This is a genomic window from Aquipseudomonas alcaligenes NBRC 14159 (assembly GCF_000467105.1).
In the GTDB taxonomy this organism is placed as follows: domain Bacteria; phylum Pseudomonadota; class Gammaproteobacteria; order Pseudomonadales; family Pseudomonadaceae; genus Aquipseudomonas; species Aquipseudomonas alcaligenes.
Window position 1 is genome coordinate 148,327 of record NZ_BATI01000006.1, and the last position, 19,689, is coordinate 168,015.

General features: G+C 63.3%; 16 protein-coding genes and 3 tRNA genes. 4 read left to right on the forward strand and 15 right to left on the reverse strand.

Going from position 1 to position 19,689, the window contains the following annotated elements; translation table 11 throughout:
• Positions 1-2: 2 nt before the first annotated feature.
• From PA6_RS03940 to fabI, 3 genes are read left to right on the forward strand one after another with little or no spacing between them, the layout of a single operon-like run.
• On the forward strand, positions 3-1,022 hold the full coding sequence (locus tag PA6_RS03940; protein WP_021699587.1) for an ABC transporter permease: 1,020 nt from the start codon (positions 3-5) through the stop codon (positions 1,020-1,022).
• 1 nt (position 1,023) lies between these two features.
• Entirely contained in the window at positions 1,024-2,637 is a 1,614-nt protein-coding gene (locus tag PA6_RS03945; RefSeq protein WP_021699588.1) for an ABC transporter ATP-binding protein, read from the forward strand.
• 20 nt (positions 2,638-2,657) lie between these two features.
• Positions 2,658-3,452 carry an enoyl-ACP reductase FabI gene (fabI, locus tag PA6_RS03950; RefSeq protein ID WP_021699589.1) on the forward strand — a complete coding sequence of 265 codons (795 nt, stop codon included), beginning with the start codon at positions 2,658-2,660 and terminating at the stop codon, positions 3,450-3,452.
• Positions 3,453-3,560: 108 nt separating this feature from the next.
• Here the strand turns inward: fabI and PA6_RS03955 are convergent, their stop codons facing one another.
• The 9 genes from PA6_RS03955 to PA6_RS03995 all read right to left on the reverse strand — a co-directional run bounded on the left by PA6_RS03955 (position 3,561) and on the right by PA6_RS03995 (position 12,428).
• Entirely contained in the window at positions 3,561-5,414 is a 1,854-nt protein-coding gene (locus PA6_RS03955) for a SurA N-terminal domain-containing protein (protein ID WP_021699590.1), read from the reverse strand.
• Positions 5,415-5,586: 172 nt separating this feature from the next.
• A complete protein-coding gene (hupB, locus tag PA6_RS03960; RefSeq protein ID WP_003087931.1) occupies positions 5,587-5,859 on the reverse strand; it encodes a nucleoid-associated protein HU-beta in 273 nt (90 codons plus the stop codon).
• 135 nt (positions 5,860-5,994) lie between these two features.
• On the reverse strand, positions 5,995-8,391 hold the full coding sequence (gene lon, locus PA6_RS03965) for an endopeptidase La (protein ID WP_021699591.1): 2,397 nt from the start codon (positions 8,389-8,391) through the stop codon (positions 5,995-5,997).
• A 142-nt stretch (positions 8,392-8,533) separates the two neighbouring features.
• A complete protein-coding gene (clpX, locus tag PA6_RS03970) occupies positions 8,534-9,814 on the reverse strand; it encodes an ATP-dependent Clp protease ATP-binding subunit ClpX (protein WP_021699592.1) in 1,281 nt (426 codons plus the stop codon).
• A gap of 108 nt (positions 9,815-9,922) precedes the next feature.
• Positions 9,923-10,558, reverse strand: a complete 636-nt coding sequence (gene clpP, locus PA6_RS03975) for an ATP-dependent Clp endopeptidase proteolytic subunit ClpP (protein WP_021699593.1) — start codon at positions 10,556-10,558, stop codon at positions 9,923-9,925.
• 92 nt (positions 10,559-10,650) lie between these two features.
• Positions 10,651-11,961, reverse strand: coding sequence for a trigger factor (gene tig, locus PA6_RS03980; protein WP_021699594.1), 1,311 nt, complete (start codon positions 11,959-11,961; stop codon positions 10,651-10,653).
• Between the two features lie 142 nt (positions 11,962-12,103).
• A tRNA-Leu gene (locus PA6_RS03985) sits at positions 12,104-12,188 on the reverse strand.
• A 55-nt stretch (positions 12,189-12,243) separates the two neighbouring features.
• A tRNA-His gene (locus PA6_RS03990) sits at positions 12,244-12,319 on the reverse strand.
• Positions 12,320-12,351: 32 nt separating this feature from the next.
• Positions 12,352-12,428: transfer RNA gene (locus PA6_RS03995), tRNA-Arg, on the reverse strand.
• Between the two features lie 260 nt (positions 12,429-12,688).
• On the opposite strand from PA6_RS03995, the gene folD reads away from it, so the two are divergent.
• Positions 12,689-13,543: a bifunctional methylenetetrahydrofolate dehydrogenase/methenyltetrahydrofolate cyclohydrolase FolD gene (folD, locus tag PA6_RS04000; RefSeq protein WP_021699595.1), complete on the forward strand. Its 855-nt coding sequence runs from the start codon at positions 12,689-12,691 to the stop codon at positions 13,541-13,543.
• Positions 13,544-13,602: 59 nt separating this feature from the next.
• On the opposite strand, the gene PA6_RS04005 is transcribed toward folD, so the two are convergent.
• From PA6_RS04005 to PA6_RS04030, 6 genes are read right to left on the reverse strand one after another with little or no spacing between them, the layout of a single operon-like run.
• A complete protein-coding gene (locus PA6_RS04005; RefSeq protein WP_021699596.1) occupies positions 13,603-15,342 on the reverse strand; it encodes an ABC transporter substrate-binding protein in 1,740 nt (579 codons plus the stop codon).
• 50 nt (positions 15,343-15,392) lie between these two features.
• On the reverse strand, positions 15,393-15,665 hold the full coding sequence (locus tag PA6_RS04010) for a DUF2160 domain-containing protein (protein WP_021699597.1): 273 nt from the start codon (positions 15,663-15,665) through the stop codon (positions 15,393-15,395).
• A gap of 12 nt (positions 15,666-15,677) precedes the next feature.
• Positions 15,678-16,478: a carbohydrate ABC transporter permease gene (locus PA6_RS04015; RefSeq protein ID WP_021699598.1), complete on the reverse strand. Its 801-nt coding sequence runs from the start codon at positions 16,476-16,478 to the stop codon at positions 15,678-15,680.
• A gap of 10 nt (positions 16,479-16,488) precedes the next feature.
• On the reverse strand, positions 16,489-17,355 hold the full coding sequence (locus PA6_RS04020; RefSeq protein ID WP_021699599.1) for a carbohydrate ABC transporter permease: 867 nt from the start codon (positions 17,353-17,355) through the stop codon (positions 16,489-16,491).
• Positions 17,352-18,449, reverse strand: coding sequence for an ABC transporter ATP-binding protein (locus PA6_RS04025; RefSeq protein WP_021699600.1), 1,098 nt, complete (start codon positions 18,447-18,449; stop codon positions 17,352-17,354). Before PA6_RS04025 ends, PA6_RS04020 begins: the two co-directional genes overlap by 4 nt.
• Positions 18,450-18,459: 10 nt before the next feature.
• A complete protein-coding gene (locus PA6_RS04030; protein WP_021699601.1) occupies positions 18,460-19,542 on the reverse strand; it encodes an ABC transporter ATP-binding protein in 1,083 nt (360 codons plus the stop codon).
• Between the last annotated feature and the right edge of the window lie 147 nt (positions 19,543-19,689).

Consider the following 19,689-nt stretch of genomic DNA (forward strand, 5'->3'; position numbering starts at 1 on the left):
CAATGAAGCTCTCCCCGCTCAATCAACGCCGCTTCGCCCTGTTCAAGGCCCACCGCCGCGGCTGGTGGTCGCTGTGGCTGTTTCTCGCCCTGTTCGTGCTGAGCCTGGGCGCCGAACTGATCGCCAACGACAAGCCGCTGGTGGTGCGCTACGACGGCGAATTCTACTTCCCGGTGGCCAAGCGCTACCCGGAAACCGCTTTCGGCGGCGAGTTCCCGCTGCAGGCCAACTACAAGAGCCCCTATATCCAGGAACTGATCGCGGCGAAGGACGGCTGGATGCTCTGGCCGCCGATCCCCTTCAGCTACTCCAGCATCAACTACGAGCTGCAGGTACCGGCTCCCGCACCACCCTCGGCGCAGAACTGGCTGGGCACTGACGACCAGGGCCGTGACGTGCTGGCGCGGGTGATCTACGGCTTCCGCATCTCGGTACTGTTCGCCCTGGCCCTGACCCTGTTCAGCTCGCTGATCGGCGTGCTGGCCGGCGCCCTGCAGGGTTACTACGGCGGCTGGGTCGACCTGGCCGGGCAGCGCTTCCTGGAAGTCTGGTCCGGCCTGCCGGTGCTCTATCTGCTGATCATCCTGGCCAGTTTCGTCCAGCCGAACTTCTGGTGGCTGCTCGGCATCATGCTGCTGTTCTCCTGGATGAGCCTGGTCGACGTGGTGCGCGCGGAGTTCCTCCGCGGCCGCAACCTGGAGTACGTGCGCGCGGCCCGTGCCCTGGGCATGGGCAACGGCGGCATCATGTTCCACCACATCCTGCCCAACGCCATGGTCTCGACCATGACCTTCATGCCCTTCATCCTGACGGGGGCGATAGGCACCCTGACCTCGCTGGATTTCCTCGGCTTCGGCCTGCCGGCCGGCGAGCCCTCGCTGGGCGAGCTGGTGGCCCAGGGCAAGGCCAACCTGCAGGCCCCCTGGCTCGGTATCAGCGCCTTCGCCGTGCTGGCGTTGATGCTCAGCCTGCTGGTGTTCATCGGCGAAGCCGCCCGCGATGCCTTCGACCCGAGGAAATGACATGAGCGAACACAACCCCCTGCTCGAAGTGCGCGACCTGGCCGTCGAGTTCGTCATGGGTAGCCAGGCCCAGCGGGTCATCGAGGGCGTCAGCTTCGACATCCACCGCGGCGAGACCGTCGCCCTGGTCGGCGAGAGCGGCTCGGGCAAGTCGGTCACCGCCCACTCCATCCTGCGCCTGCTGCCCTACCCGCTCGCCCGTCATCCGGCTGGCAGCATCCACTATGGCGACCAGAACCTGCTGCAACTGTCGCAGGACAAGCTGCGTGGCATCCGTGGCAACCGCATCGCCATGGTGTTCCAGGAGCCGATGACCTCGCTCAACCCGTTGCACAGCATCGGCAAGCAGATCGGCGAGGTGCTGGCCTGGCACAAGGGCCTGAGCGGCGAGGCGGCCACGGCGAGGATCATCGAGTTGCTGGAGCTGGTCGGCATTCCCGACCCGGCCAAGCGCCTCAGGTCGTATCCGCATGAGCTGTCCGGCGGCCAGCGCCAGCGCGTGATGATCGCCATGGCCCTGGCCAACGAACCCGAACTGTTGATCGCCGACGAGCCGACCACGGCGCTGGACGTCACCGTGCAGCTGAAGATCCTCGACCTGCTCAAGGAACTGCAGGCGCGCCTGGGCATGGCCATGCTGCTGATCACCCACGATCTCAACCTGGTTAGACGAATCGCCCATCGCGTATGTGTCATGCAGCGCGGTCGCATCGTCGAACAGGCGTCGTGTGAAGAATTGTTCCGCGCTCCGCAGCATCCCTATACCCAGGAACTGCTCGGCGCCGAGCCCAGCGGCGCACCGGCGGCCAACCCCGCCGGCGCACCGCTGCTGGAAGTGGACGACCTGCGCGTGTGGTTCCCGATCAAGAAGGGAGTGCTGCGGCGTACGGTCGATCACGTGAAGGCGGTGGACGGTATCGATTTCAGCCTGCCCCAGGGCCAGACCCTGGGCATCGTCGGCGAAAGCGGTTCCGGCAAGTCCACCCTCGGCATGGCGATCCTGCGGCTGCTGGCCAGCCGCGGCGCCATCCGCTTCCAGGGCCAGGCGCTGGACGGGTTGTCGCAAGAAGCCGTAAGGCCGTTGCGGCGGCAGATGCAGGTGGTGTTTCAGGACCCCTTCGGCAGTCTCAGCCCACGCATGTGCGTGAGCCAGATCGTCGGCGAAGGCCTGCGCATCCACGGCATGGGCAGCGAGGAGGAGCAGGAACAGGCCGTCATCGACGCGCTCAAGGAGGTAGGGCTGGACCCGGAAACCCGGTTCCGCTATCCCCATGAGTTTTCCGGCGGGCAACGGCAGCGGATTGCCATTGCCCGGGCACTGGTGCTGAAACCGGCGCTGATCCTGCTCGACGAGCCCACTTCGGCGCTCGACCGCACGGTACAGCGCCAAGTGGTGGAACTCCTGCGCTCGTTGCAGGCCAAGTACAACCTGACGTACCTGTTCATCAGCCACGATCTGGCGGTGGTCAGGGCCCTGAGCCACCAGCTGATGGTGGTCAAGCAGGGCAAGGTGGTTGAACAGGGGCCGGCCGAGCAGGTGTTCGCCGCGCCGCAGCACCCTTATACCCGGCAGTTGCTGGAAGCCGCATTCATGGCTCCGGCAACCACCGACTAACTGAAAGAGGAATGACGCACATGGGTTTTCTCGCCGGTAAGCGCGTACTGATCGTTGGCGTGGCCAGCAAACTGTCGATCGCCTCGGGCATCGCCGCCGCCATGCACCGCGAGGGCGCCGAGCTCGCCTTCACCTACCAGAACGACAAGCTCAAGGGTCGCGTCGAGGAATTCGCAGCCGGCTGGGGCTCCAGCCCCGAGCTGTGCTTCCCCTGCGACGTGGCCAACGACGAGGAGATCGCCAAGGTCTTCGAAGCGCTGAGCCAGAAGTGGGACGGCCTGGACTGCATCGTCCACTCCGTCGGTTTCGCCCCGGGCGACCAGCTGGACGGCGACTTCACCGAAGTCACCACCCGCGAAGGCTTCAAGATCGCCCACGACATCAGCGCCTACAGCCTGGTCGCCCTGGCCAAGGCCGGTCGCCCGCTGATGCAGGGTCGCCACGGCAGCATCCTCACCCTCTCCTACCTGGGCGCCGAGCGCACCATGCCCAACTACAACGTGATGGGCATGGCCAAGGCCAGCCTGGAGGCCGGCGTGCGCTACCTGGCCGGCAGCCTCGGCCCGGAAGGCACCCGTGTCAACGCCATCTCCGCCGGCCCGATTCGTACCCTGGCCGCCTCCGGCATCAAGAGCTTCCGCAAGATGCTCGCCGCCAACGAGAAGCAGACCCCGCTGCGCCGCAACGTGACCATCGAGGAAGTCGGCAACGCCGGCGCCTTCCTCTGTTCCGACCTGGCCTCGGGCATCAGCGGCGAGATCCTCTACGTCGACGGCGGCTTCAACACCACCGCCATGGGCGCCATCGAGGACTGATCCTCCTGCGTCTGAACAAGCCCGGCTTATTGCCGGGCTTTTTATTGGATGCAAACAAAAAGGCCGCTGATCACTCAGCGGCCTTTGGCGTCAGAGCAGACTCGGCACTCAGAAGCGCTCGATGTCGGCGCTCTCTTTGAGCTGCTCGCGGTACGCGGCAAAGTCCTGCTGACCGGCACGCGAAGCGAGGAAGCGGCGATAGCTGGTCTTCTCCTCGGCGCTCAGCTCGGCCTTGGCCTGGCCGACACCGTCCAGGCGCAGCACCACGTAATCACCGTTGTTCAGCGTCAAGCCGGCGAAGCTGGATTTGCCATCTTCCGGCTTGGCCATGCGGAACAGCGCCTGCAGCACCTCGGGCTCGACACCCTCCTGGCTACGGGTAGCGGCTTCCACGACCTTCCAGTCCTTGCCACTGGCACCGCCATCACGCAGCTGTGCCAGCAGGGCCTCGCCCTCGGCCTTGGCCGCTTCACTGGCCTTCTTGCGCGACAGGGTGTCACGAATACCGGCAGACACTTCCTCCAGCGGCAGCAGGGTCGGCTTCTTGTGCTCCTTTACCCGCAGCACCAGCGTGGTGTCCGGATCCAGCTCGATGGCACCGCTATTGGCGCCGTCTTCCAGCACTTCAGGACTGAACGCCGCCTGCACGACCTGGCGGTTGGCAGCCACACCCTCGCCACCCTCACGACCGAAGGCGCCGCTGGTCTGTACCTGCAGCCCCAGCTCCTGGGCCGGCTGAGCCAGATCGGAAGCTTCGAAGCTGGCCTCTTCCAGCTCCTTGGCCGCCTCGACGAAGCGCTGTTCGACCTGCTGCGCCTTGACCTCACGCTCCAGCTTGGCCTTGAGGCTGTCGAAGCTGGGAACCTCGGGCGCCTGCACGTCCAGCAGCTTGATCAGATGCCAGCCGAAGGAGCTGCGCACGGGGGCGGAGACTTCATCCTTCTTCAGCGCATACAGCGACTTCTCGAACTCGGGGTCATACACGCCCGGGCCGGCAAAGCCCAGATCACCACCGTTACTGGCCGAACCCGGGTCCTGCGAGACTTCCTCGGCCAGCTTGGCGAAATCTTCGCCCTGCTTCAGACGCTCGGCGACTTCCGCGAGCTTGGCCTTGGCCTGCTCATCGCTGAGCTTGTCGTTCACTTCCAGCAGGATATGCGCGGCGCGGCGCTGCTCGGCCAGGTTGGCGATTTCCTTCTGATACAGCGCCTGCAGCTCCTCGTCGCTGGCCTCGGCCTGGGCAAAGAAGCTCTCCTTGCGCAGCTCGACGTACTCGACCACCACCTGCTCCGGACTCATGTACTGGTCCTTGTGCTCGTCGTAGTAGGCCTTCAGCTCGTCATCGCTGATGTCGATCGACTTGGTATCGATGTGGATGGTCTGGCTGGCGAAGTCACGAGTCTGCTTGTCCAGACGCACGAAGTTTTCCAGCTCCGCATCAGTGACGAAGTTGCTGGCAGCCAGGCTGGCCTGCAGCTGGCTGACCAGAACGTCCTGCTTGAGGCGCTCGCGGAACTCCATGCGGCCCATGCCCTGCTGCTGCAGGATCTGATCGAAACGTGCCGCATTGAACTTGCCGTCGACCTGGAAGGCCGGGGTCTGCAGGATCAGCTGGTCCAGCGAGGCGTCGGAGAAGCCCATGCCGGCTTCCTTGGCGCCCTGCAGCAGCAACGTGCGGTCGACCAGCGAATCGAGAGAGGCCTGGCGCAACAGCTTGTCGTCCAGCAGAGAGGCGTCGAAATCCTTGCCGAACTGCTGAATCAGCTGACGGCGCTGCATATCCACGGCAGCGTTGAGGCTGCTCTGCGTAATCTTCTCACCGTTGACGTCAGCCGCATTCTGGCTGTTGCTGGTGGACTGGATGATGGCATCGAAGCCGGTAAGGGCCATCAGCACGACGATCACGCCAATAATGGTTTTGGCGATCCAGCCCTGGGAGTTGTCCCTGATGTTCTGCAGCATGCTTCCCCCGAAACGCCTGCACTGAACAAACAGCCATGCAGCGTGGGTATTGAGGTCCGGATAAAAGAAAGGCGCATCCGAGGATGCGCCTTCTCATAACTGTTGGAGCGCTTTCGCTGCTCCTGCCGAATCGGGTGACCCCGGCTCGGCGAGGGCCAAGCCCGAGAGACGCTTAGTTGACGGCGTCTTTCAGAGCCTTGCCAGCTTTGAAGCCAGGGATCTTGGCAGCAGCGATCTTGATCGGCTTGCCAGTCTGCGGGTTGCGGCCGGTACGAGCGGCGCGCTCTTTGACAGCGAAAGTACCGAAGCCAACCAGCACCACGGAGTCACCAGCCTTCAGAGCGCCAGTGACGGATTCGATCACTGCGTCCAGCGCGCGGCCGGCAACAGCTTTCGGGATATCAGCGGATGCGGCGATGGCATCAATCAGTTCCGACTTGTTCACTCTTAAGTCCCCTTATTTCTGTTGAGTTGTTTCTTAGTTGTTTGGTGTAAGCAAAGCGGGTGCTGAAGGGCCTGCCGACACATAGGAGCCGCTTTATAACAAGGGCTCGAAAATAGTGTCAAGGAAGCCTTCGGCCTAATGCGTGCTGATTCGCTCCTTGGAGTCAGTCTCGCGTGAATCGTCCTTTGCAACCATCTCGGGAGCCGCATCGGGCAAGGGCTCCGGGGCGTATTGCAGCGCAATTTGCAGGACCTCGTCAATCCATTTAACCGGCTTAATGGTCAAGTCCTGCTTAATATTCTCCGGAATTTCCTTGAGGTCGCGAACATTCTCTTCCGGGATGATCACGGTCTTGATTCCACCGCGGTGAGCCGCCAGCAGCTTCTCCTTGAGCCCGCCGATGGCCAGCACCTGACCGCGCAAGGTGATCTCGCCGGTCATGGCCACATCGGCACGTACCGGGATCTGCGTCAGGGCCGATACCAGAGCCGTGCACAGGCCGATGCCCGCGCTCGGACCATCCTTCGGCGTGGCGCCCTCCGGCATGTGGATGTGCACGTCGCGCTTCTCGTGGAAGTCCGGCGCAATGCCAAGGCTCTTGGCGCGGCTGCGCACCACGGTGAGCGCGGCCGTCATGGACTCAGCCATCACGTCGCCGAGCGAGCCGGTCTTGATCAGCTGGCCCTTGCCCGGCACCACGGCAGTCTCGATGGTCAGCAGCTCGCCGCCAACCTGGGTCCAGGCCAGGCCGGTGACCTGACCGATCTGGTCCTGCTGCTCGGCCAGGCCAAAGCGATAGCGGCGCACGCCCAGGTAATGCTCCAGCGACTCGGCAGTGACCAGCACCTTGATGCGCTTGTCCTTGGCATGCTCCTTGACCACCTTGCGGCAGACCTTCGACACCTGCCGTTCCAGGCTGCGCACGCCGGCCTCGCGGGTGTAATAGCGGATGATGTCGCGGATCGCCGCCTCGTCGAACTCCAGCTCGCCCTTTTTCAGACCGTTGGCCTGCACCTGCTTGGGCGTGAGGTATTTAATGGCGATGTTGACCTTCTCGTCCTCGGTGTAACCGGGCAGACGGATGACCTCCATGCGGTCCAGCAGCGGACCGGGAATGTTCATCGAGTTGGCGGTGCAGATGAACATCACGTCCGAGAGGTCGTAATCGACTTCCAGGTAGTGGTCGTTGAAGTTGTGGTTCTGCTCCGGGTCCAGCACCTCGAGCAGCGCCGAGGCGGGATCGCCACGCATGTCGCTGCCCATCTTGTCGATCTCGTCGAGCAGGAACAGCGGGTTGCGCACGCCGACCTTGGTCAGCTTCTGGATCAGCCGACCGGGCATCGAGCCAATATAGGTGCGGCGGTGACCGCGGATCTCGGCCTCGTCACGCACGCCACCCAAGGCCATGCGCACAAACTTGCGATTGGTCGCGCGGGCGATGGACTCGGCCAGCGAGGTCTTGCCCACGCCGGGCGGACCGACCAGGCAGAGCACCGGGCCCTTGAGCTTCTTCACCCGCTTCTGCACGGCGAGGTACTCGAGGATGCGCTCCTTCACCTCTTCCAGGCCGAAGTGGTCGGCCTCGAGGATATCCTCGGCCTTGGCCAGGTCCAGGCGCACCTTGCTTTCGGCCTTCCACGGCACGTTGGTCAGCCAGTCGATATAGGAGCGCACCACGGTGGCCTCGGCCGACATCGGCGACATCTGCTTGAGCTTGTTCAGCTCGGCATTGGCCTTGGCGTGGGCTTCCTTGGTCAGGCCGGCGTTCTCGATGCGCTTCTTCAGCTCGTCGATCTCGTTGTGGCCCTCGTCGATGTCGCCCAGCTCCTTCTGAATGGCCTTCATCTGCTCATTCAGGTAGTACTCGCGCTGGCTGCGCTCCATCTGCTTCTTGACCCGACCACGGATGCGCTTCTCGACCTGCAGCAGGTCAATCTCGGCGTCCAGCAGGGCCAGCACATGCTCGACGCGCTCGGCCAAGCTGGTGATCTCGAGGATTTCCTGCTTCTGCTCGATCTTCAGCACCATGTGCGCGGCCATGGTGTCGACCAGGCGCGCCGGCTCGTCGATGCTGTTCAGCGAGGACAGCACCTCGGCCGGCACCTTCTTGCCCAGCTGCACGTACTGCTCGAACTGGCTGAGCAGGCTGCGGGTGAAGACCTCGGACTCGCGCTCGGCGACTTCGCTCTCGTCGAGCAGCTGCACCTCGGCGCGGCAGTGACCGTCGACCTCGATGAACTTCTCGATGGCACCGCGCTGCTCGCCCTCGACCAGCACCTTCACCGTGCCATCGGGCAGTTTCAGCAGCTGCAGCACCGTGGCCACGGTACCCATGCGGTACAGCGCATCCTCGCCCGGATCATCGTCTGCCGGGTTGCGCTGCGCCAACAGAAGAATCTGCTTGTCGCCAGCCATGGCGGCTTCCAGAGCCTCGATGGACTTCTCGCGACCGACGAACAGCGGGATGACCATGTGTGGATAGACCACGACATCACGCAGCGGCAGGAGAGGCAATTCGATGGTTGTCTTCATGATTTCAGCTCTACGGCGGCCATTCGGCCGTAAACGGACGGGGTACCCTTGGCCCTAAGATGGGGCCACCCCCGGGAAAAAACAAGCGAGAAAGGCGCAAAAGCAAAGGGCCCCGCAGGGCCCTTTGTTTCAGCGTTAGACGTCAGACGTCTGGCGCAGCTTTGGCTTGCGGCTCGCTGTTCTCGTAGATCAGCAGCGGCTTGGAAGAGCCCTCGATCACGCTCTCGTCGATCACAACCTTGCTGACATCGGACTGCGAGGGGATCTCGTACATGGTATCGAGCAGCACGCCCTCGAGGATCGAACGCAGGCCACGGGCGCCGGTCTTGCGCTCCAGAGCCTTGTGCGCGACGGCCTTGAGTGCATCGGCACGGAATTCCAGGTCCACCCCTTCCATCTCGAACAGCTTGGCGTACTGCTTGGTCAAGGCGTTCTTCGGTTCGGTGAGGATCTGCATCAGCGCCGCCTCGTCCAATTCGTCGAGGGTGGCAATGACCGGCAGACGACCGACGAACTCCGGAATAAGACCAAATTTCACCAGATCGTCCGGCTCTACCTCACGCAGTGCCTCGCCGACCTTCTTGCCCAGGTCCGGGCTGCGCACCTCGGCATTGAAGCCGATGCCGCCTTTGGTGGAGCGAGCCTGAATGACTTTCTCCAGGCCGGCGAAAGCGCCACCGCAGATGAACAGGATATTGCGCGTGTCGACCTGCAGGAACTCCTGTTGCGGGTGCTTGCGCCCACCCTGCGGCGGAACCGAGGCGACAGTACCCTCGATCAGCTTGAGCAGCGCCTGCTGCACGCCCTCGCCCGACACGTCGCGGGTGATGGACGGGTTGTCCGACTTGCGCGAGATCTTGTCGATCTCGTCGATGTAGACGATACCCATCTGGGCCTTCTCGACATCGTAGTCGCACTTCTGCAGCAGCTTCTGAATGATGTTCTCGACGTCCTCCCCCACGTAACCGGCCTCGGTCAGAGTGGTGGCGTCGGCGATGGTGAACGGCACATTGAGCAGGCGGGCCAGGGTCTCGGCCAGCAGGGTCTTGCCGGAACCGGTCGGACCGATCAGCAGGATGTTGCTCTTGCCCAGCTCGACGTCATCTTTCTTGTCGCGCTGGTTCAGACGCTTGTAGTGGTTGTACACGGCGACGGAGAGCACCTTCTTGGCACGCTCCTGACCGATCACATACTGATCCAGAATGCCGCTGATTTCCTTGGGCGCAGGCAACTTGTGGGCGCTGCTTTCGGCCTGGGCTTCCTGCACCTCCTCGCGGATGATGTCATTGCACAGGTCGACGCACTCGTCGCAGATAAAGACCGAGGGACCGGCGATCAGCTTGCGCACTTCGTGCTGGCTTTTGCCGCAGAAGGAGCAGTAGAGCAGCTTGCCGTTGTCCTCGCCGTTGCGGGTGTCAGTCATTAGATCGATCCAATACGGTAGGCATGAAACACAAAATGAAGGCAATTGCGGGCATTTTCAACCCTGCGGGACGGCCGGGCGAGCCCGGCCGCTGCGCTGAAGCGGGGATCAGACAGGGCGTTTTTCCAGAACCTTGTCGATAAGGCGGTAGTTGACCGCCTCTTCAGCACTCATGAAGTTGTCACGGTCGGTGTCCTTGGCAATGACATCGATCGGCTGCTGGCAATGATCGGCCAGGATCTTGTTCAGGCGCTCGCGAATGGTGAGGATCTCGCGGGCGTGAATCTCGATATCCGAGGCCTGACCCTGGAAGCCGCCCAGCGGCTGGTGAATCATCATGCGCGAATGCGGCAGGCAGTAGCGCTTGCCGGCGGCACCGCCAGCCAGCAGCAACGCCCCCATGCTGCAGGCCTGGCCGATGCAGATGGTGGACACGTCGGGCTTGATGAACTGCATGGTGTCGTAGATCGACATGCCGGCAGTCACCGAACCGCCCGGGGAGTTGATGTACAGGTGGATGTCCTTGTCCGGGTTCTCGGCCTCGAGGAACAGCAGCTGAGCGACCACCAGGTTGGCCATGTAGTCCTCGACCGGGCCGACCAGGAAGATCACCCGCTCCTTCAACAGGCGCGAATAGATGTCGTAGGCACGCTCGCCACGAGCGGACTGCTCGATGACCATCGGCACGAGGCCGCCGGCGGCTTGGATGTCTGGCATGGTGTTCATGAAAGAGTTATGCGACATGTCTAGCGATCTCTCCCTAATAGTCATGTCTCTAAAGACGCATAAGCCAGCACGAAGGCTGGCTTATGGTTGTGCTCGAACGAGGCGAAGGATCAGGCTGCTTGCGGAGCTTCCGCCGGCTTGACCGCTTCTTCGTAGGAGACCGCTTTATCGGTCACTTTGGCCTTCTGCAGAACAGTATCTACAACTTGTTCTTCCAGTACAACCGAACGCACTTCGTTCAGCTGCTGGTCGTTCTTGTAGTACCAGGCCACGACCTGCTGCGGCTCCTGGTAGGCGGAGGCCATTTCCTCGATCAGCTCGCGAACGCGAGCTTCGTCGGCCTTCAGCTCACCCTGCTTGACCACTTCGGCAACGATCAGGCCCAGTACCACGCGGCGCTTGGCCTGCTCTTCGAACAGCTCGGCCGGCAGCTGGTCCGGCTTGATGTTACCGCCGAACTGCTGGACAGCCTGCACGCGCAGACGGTTCACTTCGTTACCGATCAGGGCCTTCGGCACTTCAACCGGGTTGGCGGCCAGCAGACCTTCCATGACCTGGTTCTTCACCTTGGACTTGATGGCCTGGCGCAGCTCGCGTTCCATGTTCTTGCGCACTTCGGTACGGAAGCCTTCCAGACCGCCTTCCTTGATGCCGAACAGGGCGAAGAAGTCGTCGTTCAGCTCCGGCAGCTGCGGGGCGGAAACGCTGTTGACGGTCACGGTGAACTCGGCGGTCTTACCGGCCAGGTCCAGGTTCTGGTAATCAGCCGGGAAAGTCGGGTTGATCACGCGCTCTTCGCCCGCCTTGACGCCAACCAGAGCCTCTTCGAAGCCCGGGATCATGCGACCGGAACCCAGCACCAGCGGGGTGCCCTTGGCGCTGCCGCCGGCGAACGCTTCGCCGTCGATCTTGCCGACGAAATCGATGTTCAGCTGGTCGCCATTTTCGGCGGCGCGCTCGACAGCCTCGAAGCGAGTGTTCTGCTTGCGCAGGATTTCCAGCATGTTGTCGAGGTCGGCGTCGGTGACGTCAGCCTGCAGGCGTTCGATGGCGATGCCGTCGAAGCCGGCCAGCTTGATTTCCGGGAACACTTCGAAGGTAGCAACGTACTCGAGGTCCTTGCCCTTCTCGAACACTTTCGGCTCGACAGCCGGAGCGCCGGCCGGGTTCAGCTTCTGCTCGACGATGGCTTCGTAGAAGGTGGCCTGGATCAGGTCGCCCAGAGCTTCCTGACGAGCAGCCTCTTCATAACGCTGACGGATGACATTCATCGGCACCTTGCCCGGGCGGAAGCCAGGCACCTTGGCGCGGCGGGCAGTCTGCTGCAGACGCTTGGTCACTTCGGTCTCGATGCGCTCGGCCGGCACGCCGATGGTCATGCGGCGCTCGAGAGCGGAGGTGCTTTCAACAGAAACTTGCATGGATATTCCTCGTTGCACAGACATAGGCCGGCGTTCCGACCCAGAATCGAAAGGCAGGCATTCTATTAGCTCGAATAGCAGAAGTCACCTGCGCAAAATGCGTGAGCGCAGCGAACTCTATAAGGAGGGATTACAAGGGAGATGGTGCGGACGGAGAGACTCGAACTCTCACACCTTGCGGCGCCAGAACCTAAATCTGGTGTGTCTACCAATTTCACCACGTCCGCGTGGTAATGCTTGAAACGAAAACGCCAGGCTTGGGGCCTGGCGTTTTCTCGAATATGGGGTGGACGATGGGAATCGAACCCACGACACCAGGAGCCACAATCCTGTGCTCTACCAACTGAGCTACGCCCACCATATTGCGTTGCTTGTGCCTGATTCGCCAAATGGCGCACCCGGCAGGACTCGAACCTGCGACCATCCGCTTAGAAGGCGGATGCTCTATCCAGCTGAGCTACGGGCGCTTAATCATCTGCGGAACAGACTTCTAAGCTACAGCTCCAACCGCTTCCGGTCGTTGCCATCTTACCCAGCGGCTGGCTGTGCTCGACAAGCGGGGCGAATCTTATAGAGGCGTTCTGCAAGCGTCAACACGAAAATGAAAAAAATCCTGCTGGGAAAAGGAGTTACGGGAGCAGACGATGCATGCGCCTTTGCCCGACGGGGCTGCCGTGCGAGAATGCGCGATCTTTTTTCCACCCCTCCTCATGGTTAAGCACGCGTCATGACTGCAAAACTGATCGACGGCAAGTCCATCGCCGCCAACCTCCGCCAGGATATCGCCAAACGTGTCGCCGAGCGCCGCCAGCAGGGCCTGCGCGCTCCTGGCCTGGCCGTGATCCTGGTCGGCAGCGACCCGGCCTCCCAGGTCTACGTCTCGCACAAGCGCAAGGACTGCGAGGAGGTTGGCTTCGTTTCCGTGGCCCATGACCTGCCCGCCACTACTACCCAAGGCGAGCTGCTCGGGCTGATCGACCAGCTCAACCGCGACAACGCCATCGACGGCATCCTGGTGCAACTGCCCCTGCCCGCCCACCTGGACGCCTCGCAACTGCTCGAGCGCATCAACCCGGACAAGGACGTCGACGGCTTCCACCCATTCAACGTCGGCCGCCTGTCCCAGCGCATGCCGCTGCTGCGCCCCTGCACGCCGAAAGGCATCATGACCTTGCTGGAAAGCACCGGCGTCGACCTGCATGGCCAGCACGCCGTGGTCGTCGGCGCCTCCAACATCGTCGGCCGTCCCATGGCCCTCGAGCTGCTGCTGGCCGGCTGCACCGTGACCGTCACCCACCGTTTCACCAAGGATCTGCCGGGCCACCTGGCCCAGGCCGACATCGTGGTGGTGGCCGCCGGCAAGCCGGGCCTGGTCAAGGGCGAGTGGATCAAACCAGGCGCCATCGTCATCGACGTCGGCATCAACCGCCAGGCCGACGGCAAGCTGGTCGGCGACGTGGAGTTCGACGTCGCCGTCGAGCGCGCCGGCTGGATCACCCCGGTGCCGGGCGGTGTCGGCCCGATGACCCGCGCCTGCCTGCTGGAGAACACCCTGTACGCCGCAGAACACCTGCACGCGTAAGTCGCTTCGGCAATAAAAAACGGCGCCCACAGGCGCCGTTTTCGTTTCCAGCACTGAACTTACTGGGCCTGCTGCCAGGACTTCACCAGCTCGTCGTAGCTGACGGTCTCGCCCTTCGGCTTCTCGTTGGCCAGCTTCGGCTTGGGCGCGCCCGGCTGGTCCAGCCAGTACTGCGGGTCCTTCTCCTCGTTGAGTTTCGGGCCGCACTCACCCTGCACGCCAGAGCGCTCGATGCGCGCCATCATGCTGTCCTGGGCCGCTGCCAGGCCGTCCAGAGCCTCCTGCGGGGTCTTGTCGCCACTGGCCGCCTCGGCGATGAACTGCCACCACAGCTGCGCCAGGCGTGGGTAGTCCGGCACGTTGGTGCCGGTAGGGGTCCACTGCACCCGCGCCGGGCTGCGGTAGAACTCCACCAGACCGCCGAGCTTGGGCGCCGCGTCGGTCATCGCCTGGGAGTTGATGTCCGACTCGCGGATCGGCGTCAGGCCGACCAGGGTCTTCTTCAGCGAAACGGTCTTGGAGGTGACGAACTGGGCGTACAGCCAGGCCGCCAGGCGCTGCTTCTCCGGGGTGGACTTGAGGAAGGTCCAGGAACCGGCGTCCTGGTAGCCGAGCTTCATGCCCTCCTCCCAGTACGGGCCCTTGGGCGACGGAGCCATGCGCCATTTCGGCGTGCCATCCTCGTTGACCACGGCCAGGCCCGGCTTGGTCATGTCAGCGGTGAAGGCGGTGTACCAGAAGATCTGCTGGGCGATGTTGCCCTGCGCCGGTACCGGGCCGGCCTCGGAAAAGGTCATGCCCTGGGCTTCCGGCGGCGCGTACTGGCGCATCCAGTCGACGTACTTGGTGGTGGCATAGACCGCCGCCGGGCCATTGGTGTCGCCGCCGCGGGCGACGCTGGAGCCCACCGGGCGGCAGCCTTCGACGCGGATGCCCCACTCGTCTACCGGCACACCGTTGGGCAGACCCTTGTCGCCGCCACCAGCCATGGAGAACCAGGCGTCGGTGAAGCGCCAACCCAGCGACGGGTCCTTCTTGCCGTAGTCCATGTGGCCGTAGACGCGCTTGCCGTCGATTTCCTTGACATGCTCGGTGAAGAACTGGGCGATGTCCTCGTAGGCCGACCAGTTGACCGGCACGCCGAGCTCGTAGCCGTAGATTTCCTTGAACTTGGCCTTCAGCTCCGGCTTCTCGAACCAGTCGGCGCGGAACCAGTAGAGGTTGGCGAACTGCTGGTCGGGCAGCTGGTAGAGCTTCTTGTCCGGGCCGGTGGTGAAGGAGATGCCGATGAAATCGTTGAGGTCCAGGGTCGGCGAAGTGAAGTCCTTGCCTTCGTTGGCCATCATGTCGCTGATCGCCACCGCCTTGCCGTAGCGGAAGTGGGTGCCGATCAGATCCGAGTCGTTGACCCAGCCGTCGTAGATGTTCTTGCCGGACTGCATCTGGGTCTGCAGCTTCTCGACCACGTCGCCTTCCTGCATCAGGTCGTGGGTGAGCTTGATCCCGGTGATCTCGCTGAAGGCCTTGGCCAGCACCTTGGCTTCATACTCGTGGGTGGCGATGGTCTCCGAGGCGACATTGATCTCCATGCCACGGAACGGCTCGGCCGCCTTGATGAACCACTTGAGCTCGGCGAGCTGCTGCTCCTTGGTCAGGGTGGACGGCGCGAACTCGCTGTCGATCCACTTCTTCGCCGCCTCTTCATAGGCATCCGCCCAGGCCGCACCGCTCAATCCGGACAACGTCAGCAGGGCTGCCAGCGCCATGCTATGTCGGGTCTTGTAATTGTTGTCGAACATAGACTCCTCCTTGCTTGAATAGAAAACCGACCGGAACGACAGGCCGCCGGTCAGCCCCAACGCATCACCACCAGTAACCACACAACGGACAGCGCCGAGGCTATCCAGGTGCTCCAGTCGGTCGCGCCCACTACCAGCAGATGCAGGTAGGCGCTGCCGAGCAAGCCGATGAACAACCGGTCGCCACGGGTAGTGGCGATCGGCAGAAAGCCCCTGCGCTCGATGCAGGGCGAGCGGATTTCCCATATCGTCATGCCCACCAGCAGCAGCGCGATGCCGCCGAAGAAGGCCGCCGTGACCGGGGTCCAGGCCATCCATTCCATAGTCGTTGCTCCTCAGACCCGGCCCAGGGCAAAGCCCTTGGCCACGTGGTTACGGACGAACCAGATCACCAGCATGCCCGGCAGGATGGTCAGCACCCCCGCTGCCGCCAGCACGCCCCAGTCGATGCCGGAGGCCGACACGGTACGGGTCATCACCGCCACGATGGGCTTGGCGTTCACTGAAGTCAGAGTGCGCGCCAGCAGCAGCTCGACCCAGGAGAACATGAAGCAGAAGAACGCCGTGACGCCGATGCCAGGGCCGATCAGCGGGATGAAGATCTTCACGAAGAACTTGGGGAAGCTGTAGCCGTCGATGTAGGCCGTCTCGTCGATCTCCTTCGGCACCCCGGACATGAAGCCCTCGAGAATCCACACCGCCAGCGGCACGTTGAACAGGCAGTGGGCCAGGGCCACGGCGATGTGCGTGTCGAACAGGCCGATCGACGAGTACAGCTGGAAGAACGGCAGGAGGAACACCGCCGGCGGCGCCATGCGGTTGGTCAGCAGCCAGAAGAACAGGTGCTTGTCGCCAAGGAAGCGGTAGCGCGAGAACGCATAGGCCGCCGGCAGCGCCACCAGCAGCGAAATAATGGTGTTCAGGCACACGTAGTACAGCGAGTTGAGGTAGCCGTTGTACCAGCTCGGATCGGTGAAGATCACCTGGTAGTTGGCCAGAGTGAAGTCCTGCGGCCACAGGGTCAGGCCGCCGAGGATCTCGGTATTGCTCTTGAACGACATGTTCAGCAGCCAGTAGATGGGCACCAGCAGGAAAAGGATGTAGAGCAGCAGCGCCAGGGCTTTGCGAATGGTCATGGCAGGCTCCTCAGCTCTTCTGGTCGTTGTGCGTCATGGCCGTGTAGAACGCCCAGGAAACCAGCAGGATGATCAGGAAGTACACCAGCGAGAACGCCGCCGCCGGCCCCAGGTCGAACTGCCCCACCGCCATCTTGGTCAGCGTCTGACTGAGGAAGGTGGTGGCGTTGCCCGGCCTGCCGCCGGTGAGCACGAAGGGCTCGGTGTAGATCATGAAGCTGTCCATGAAGCGCAGCATCACGGCGATCAGCAGCACGCTCTTCATCTTCGGCAGCTGGATGTGGCGGAACACCGCCCAGGCCGAGGCGCGGTCGATGCGCGCGGCCTGGTAGTACACGTCGGGGATGGCGCGCAGGCCCGAATAGCACAGCAGCGCCACCAGCGAGGTCCAGTGCCAGACGTCCATCACCAGCACCGTGACCCAGGCGTCCATGGTGTTGGCCGCGTAGTTGTAGCTGATGCCCAGCTTGCTCAGGGTCCAACCGAGCAGGCCGATGTCGGCGCGGCCGAAGATCTGCCAGATGGTGCCGATCACGTTCCACGGGATCAGCAGCGGAATGGCCATGATGATCAGGCAGGCCGAGGCCCAGCGACCCTTGGTCGGCATGCACAGGGCAATGGCGATGCCCAGCGGGATCTCGATCAGCAGCACGCAGGCGGAGAAGATGAACTGGCGCAGCAGCGAGTCGTGCAGGCGCTCGTCCTGCAGCACCTGCTGGTACCACTCGACGCCGACGAAGGTGCGCGTGCTGGCGTCGAAGATGTCCTGCACCGAGTAGTTGACCACCGTCATCATCGGCAGGATGGCGCTGAACGCCACCAGCAGGAACACCGGCAGCACCAGCCACCAGGCCTTGTTGTCGATCACCTTGTTCATGCCCGCACCTCCACCAGCACGTCATCGGCATAGACCATCAGCCACTGGGACGGGAAGCCGATATAGGCCACCTTGTGCGGCACCGGCAGGTCCTCCTGCAGGCGCGCCTTGAGCGTCACGCCGTCCAGTTCGAGGGTGAGGATCTTGTAAGTGCCCAGGTCCTCGACATGGCGCACCTCGCCGCGCAGGGCGTCGACGAAGGGCTCGTCGCTGACATGCACGAACTCCGGGCGAATGCCCAGCTTGAGCTTCTGCCCGCCCAGCTCGGTCAGGCGCTGGCACAACGCCGGCGCCAGCGGTACGCGGGTCTGGCCGAAGCACACGCCGCCGGCATAGGGCGTGACCTCGACCAGGTTCATCCCGGGGCTGCCGATAAAGAAGCCGACAAAGGTGTGTTTCGGCCGCTCGAACAACTCACGCGGGGTGCCGAACTGGACGATCTGGCCGCCGTACATCACCGCGATCTTGTCAGCGAAGGTCGAGGCCTCCAGCTGGTCGTGGGTGACGTAGACCATGGTGATGTTGAACTGCTCGTGGATCTGCTTGAGCTTGCGCCGCAGCTTCCACTTCAGGTGCGGATCGATCACCGTCAGCGGCTCGTCGAAGAGGATCGCCGACACGTCGTCGCGCACCAGGCCGCGGCCCATGGAGACCTTCTGCTTCTCGTCGGCGGTCAGGTTGCGCGCCTTCCTGTGCAGCAGCGGGTGCAGGTCCAGCACTTCGGCGATCTCGTGCACCTTGCTGGTCACGCGCGACTCGGCCAGACCCTGGTTGCGCAGCGGGAAGGCCAGGTTGTCGAACACCGTCATGGTGTCGTACACCACCGGAAACTGGAAAACCTGGGCGATGTTGCGCTCCTGCGGCGGCAGGTCGTTGACCTCGCGCATGTCGAACAGCACCTGGCCCTCGGACGGGCTAAGCAGCCCGGAGATGATGTTGAGCAGGGTCGACTTGCCGCAGCCGGACGGGCCGAGCAGCGCGTAGGCGCCGCCCTGCTCCCAGACATGGGTCATCTCGCGGATGGCATAGTCGTCCGGCCCACTCGGTTGCGCGCTGTAGCTGTGCGCCAGGTTCTGCAAGCGTATCTCGGCCATGCTGCGCTCCTCAGGACCGGCGGATCGGCGCCAGGACCAGCTGGTCCCGGGTATCGAATACGAACAGCTTGTGGGTCGGGATGTAGATGCGGATCGGCGCATCCACGTCGTACTCGTGCACGCCCTGCAGGTGCAGGACCAGGGCGAAGTGCTCGCTGCGCACGTGCAGGAAGGTCTCCGAGCCGCTGATCTCGGCCAGCTCGACGATCACCGCCAGCTCCAGGTCGTCGTCGTTGGACGGCACCAGACCGATATGCCCGGGGCGCACGCCGAAGCGGTAGTCGCCCTGCTCCAGACCACGCAACTCGGCGGTCAGCGGGAAGTGCACGAAGTCCTCGAAGCTCACCTCGCTGTCGCTGATGCGCCCGCGCATCAGGTTGATCGGCGGCTCGGAGAACAGCTCGGCGGCCAGCACCTGTTGCGGCCGGTGGTAGACCTCGGTGGTCCTGCCGCTCTGGATCACCCGGCCTTCATGCAGGATGGTGGTGGTGCCGCCCAGGGCCAGGGCCTCGTTGGGCTCGGTGGTGGCATAGATGGCGATGCTGCGGCGGGCGCGGAACAGCTCGCGCATCTCCTGGCGCAGCTCTTCGCGCAGCTTGTAGTCGAGGTTCACCAGCGGCTCGTCGAACAGCACCAGGTCGGCATCCTTGACCAGCGCGCGGGCTATGGCCGTGCGCTGCTGCTGGCCGCCGGACAGTTCCAGCGGGTAGCGCTTGAGGAACTTGTCGATGCGCAGCATCTGCGCGGTTTCCTGAACCTTGCGCTCGATCTCCGCCTTGGCCACGCCGGCCTGGCGCAGCGGCGAGGCGATGTTCTCGAACACCGTCAGGTTCGGGTAGTTGATGAACTGCTGGTAGACCATCGACACGTTGCGCTGGCGCACCGGCACGCCGGTGACATCGGCGCCGTGCATCAGGATGCGACCGCTGCTGGGCTTGTCCAGCCCCGCCATCAGCCGCATCAGCGAGGTCTTGCCGGCGAGCGTGCGACCCACCAGCACATTGAAGGAGCCTGGTTCGAAGCTCAGGCAGGCGTCGTCGATATAGACCTGCTGGTCGACCACGCGACAGACATGTTCCAGCGTTAACGACATGGCGTGTCCTTATGATTATTGCGCCCGTCGCCGCGAAGAGCCCTCGCGGCCGACACAGCCATAAGGCGACATTCGTGCCAGCGTCGCCGCACGCCAGGAGATACATCGTAAACAACTGATAAATAAGAATTTATTAATAGGCACGGG